Source organism: Pseudomonas sp. 05T35 (assembly GCF_056396605.1).
The window spans coordinates 1-3315 of record NZ_JBFTLU010000478.1 but is presented as its reverse complement, the minus strand read 5'-3'; the positions used below and the strand labels follow the sequence as shown (position 1 = coordinate 3315).

1 protein-coding gene is annotated in these 3315 nt (G+C 56.6%); it reads right to left on the bottom strand.

Annotated features, from left to right (window positions below; genetic code table 11):
* Positions 1 to 3020 (bottom strand): dermonecrotic toxin domain-containing protein (locus tag AC1DH9_RS25605; protein WP_477809023.1); only part of this gene is annotated, 3020 nt, incomplete at its 3' end.
* Between the last annotated feature and the right edge of the window lie 295 nt (positions 3021 to 3315).

The following is a 3315-nucleotide window of genomic DNA, read 5'->3' as shown; positions in this document are numbered from 1 at the left end:
ATGCCATTCTGATCAAGGAGGCGTAGATCAACGCCTTGCATATTCAACGAGCGAAGATTGGGAAAACACTCAAGAAATCCGTTAAGGCTGCCGCGCTGCGTTAACTTGAAATTCGGCATGGTGAGAGAGACCACGTCATTCAACTTTACGTTGAGCTGCGGGAGGTAGTGCATCTGCTCGAAGTCCATATCCAGGTGAAAGCCGAGAAACTGACCGTCACGATAAACCCTGCTGTCTGGCCCACTACGTTTTTGCCAAATCGCGACCAACTCCTCGGCCAGCTCATATCGGGTATCGCGCTCAATCTCCATCCACTCCTCTATGCGCGCGTCGTTCTCCTCCTCGATCTCGGCGTTACTCATCTCCTCGGTGCCCTCATCGCCCGCGAGCAGAATATCTATATCCAACTCTTCGATATCATCGGTGATGTCTTCGATCCAACCGGTGATATCGAAACGTAGTTGCTCTGACTGCAACCTCAGCCGATAAAGATCAGCCTGAGCCTGTGCCCCCGCATTCAACAGAAACWCATCCGCTTGTTCAGTCGTAAACGCAGGATAAATCTCTTTAACCTGAAGCCTCATGATCTCTATGGACAGCTCACCGGACTGCGCGGTGTTCGGGAATCCACCGCCGTGCAACCCGAAACGCTGAAAGGACAACCCGGAGTCCACTCTGTGTAGCCCGAGCATCAATTCGGAGCGCGACAGGGCGTTCTCCCGAATTTTGAACTGCAAGTCCTGCCATTCATGGCCTGGACGCAAACCGAGGGCCGCACGCTGTTCTTGCGGCAGAAACCCGAGCAGCGCTTGATCAAAGTCAGCCGTACCGACCCGCCCGTAGAGCGCCTCGACTCGAGTCGCGCGCGACCAGCCCGGCAGCCGTTCCAGCGTCTGCAAAGCGAGCACATCGCTGTCGGCGTTCTCGACCGACTTCAGATAGAGCCCCTCATAGGCGCGGCACAGGCGTACATGCTGCTCGTACTGCCGCGCCTTGCCGCTCAACTGCCCGAGCACTCGCTTGATATCAGCCAGTGTGTGGGGCGCAGCAATGTCCACTCCCGACCTGTCGAGCATTTGCTCCACCGCACTTTTTGGCAAACCCGGGTATTGATGCCGGAACAACCTGACCCAGTCATTATCCGATTGCTGTAGCGCGTCGTAGCGCTGCCTGAACTGTTCGACTCGCGTGTTTTTTAGCTGCTCGGCCTGCGCCGAGCCTTCGGGGAACGCGTCAATGGCACGCTGCAGATCCTGATCGAGCGTGAAACGACTGATGGTATCCGCCAGCATCGGAGCCGGCGACCGCCGCCCGGTGTGCATCAGGCGTAATACATCATCATCCACCGGGCTGACATGAGCTATCTGGACCAGAACCTCATCGCTGAATGCCTGAACACTCGGCCCGATACCTCGCATCAGTTGTAGCCGTTCAGCGCCTGGAGCGGGAGGTGCAACCTCTGCGGCCACGATCGAGGACTCGCCGGACAAGGGCTCGTCCACAATTGCGGGGGCAGGCCCTGGTTCAGAGCCGATGCCGACGGAATGTTCTTCGGCCTTGATGGCCGCCCCTTGCGCGACCAGTGGCAAGGCATTGAGCAAACCGAATATGGTGCGTGTGACACCTGCCGAGCGCTCTTCTGGGGTCTTGCCATCAACCGCCTGAGCCAGCCCATAACCGGCATCGATCAGCCCGGCCAATGCCAATAAACCTTCACCCCCCGGAACGAACAACGCCAAGGGACCAAATTTGTTGATCCATTGCACGATGGGCTCGACCACCGCACTCAAATCATCCCGATTGACCTGGGCATCGTCACGAATCGTTTCAATGCTGGTCAGGGCCGCTTGCTTCATCACCAACACCCACTGCGCGAAGGGATCGGTTGGAGACGTTGCGACCTCGAAGTGAATGTAATCGGCAGGATCCCAGTAACCATCATCGTTGAAAAAACCATGGCCTTTCTTCAAATGATGTTGTTCGGGGTAAATCGCCATGCCATCCAACGCGGTCGACACGCCCGCGTGGAACGTGCCGTCCTGCCGGTCATCTTCAGAAAAATGCGCAGCCAGAGCCTCCTTCCGGGCAACGTCCCCACCCACCTCCGCCACCCATTTATACAAGGCCTTTTGATCGGCAAATTCGTGGAACGGAGAAGAGTTACTCGGGACATACAGCAAAATCCGTTCACTGGATTTCTCCCGAAAGCTCCAGATATCGTTCGATACATAACGGTAAATGACCAGACGCGCAGCCTCTATGGAAGACTCGGTCGTCGCCCAGGCCTGCAATTGCTCAACCGTCAGTTGCCCCCACGTTTGCTGCGGATCAAACCCRGCAGCCCGCAGTGCCAGTTTGAGTCCGTCCTGGGTCAGGCTGTTTTCCCGGTGTTGCAAATAAGCCGCCATGACAAAGGCCGTCTTGACCGAAGTGCGCAGCGGATAACCTTGGGGGGCAAGACAAACCTCGTCGGAAGGCCACGCAGCGTGCACATAAGCGGTGTATTTGTCCTTGAACTCCAGCTCCCACACCCACTTCTTGAACTCTGCCGGCTGCAGCGTCAACTGAGTGCYGGGGCCGTAGCGCTGAGGGTCGGTCTGACGATAGATGCCCTCGTAGTCCTGGAACCCACCGTCTGGATTTATAGACTCATCAATCTCGACAATTCGGACTTCCGGCCCCACGGCAGGAGGCGTGTACAGGCCGAATGCCGTTTCCCCGAAGCGACCCGCGCCCACCGTCTGATAGTTGGACAGCAAGGCCTGTACCAGGCTTTGTGATTTTCTGACCCGGCCTTGCTGCACGTCCTGTTGTGCAGGGTAACCATAAAAATGGTAATTGAGGTCAACCAGACGAGCAGCCAATAACTCTGCCCCCCAACGCTCCTCGATCAGCTTCGCGGCATACTGGGTCGGGGTCGAGGGCAATACGGCGTCCAGTGCAAGGCTCGACAGGGGGTGTTTTTTCTGAGCAGATAACCGGCTGGTGACAGACTGGTGTTGAGTCTCTAGCGCCATCATTTGCAATCCTTTGCAGTTGATTCGGGAGCCAAGAGCTTATGCATCGCCTGCCGCAAAAAAAGCAGGAAATGTCCTCAATTCGATGGGAAAACGCGACGGACTTGAAAGACCTGAAATGCGGTGGGGTAAACACTCGAAACTGAACCTGTACAGCATCGAGCATTGCACTCGACGCGGTAAAAACGGGCCCGCATTGGCGAGCCCGTGCTCCCTACCAAAAGCGCTGCTGGGTCAGACGGCTCCACCAGGTCAACAAGACCCGATCAATCGAACAACAAGACCCGATCAATCGAAC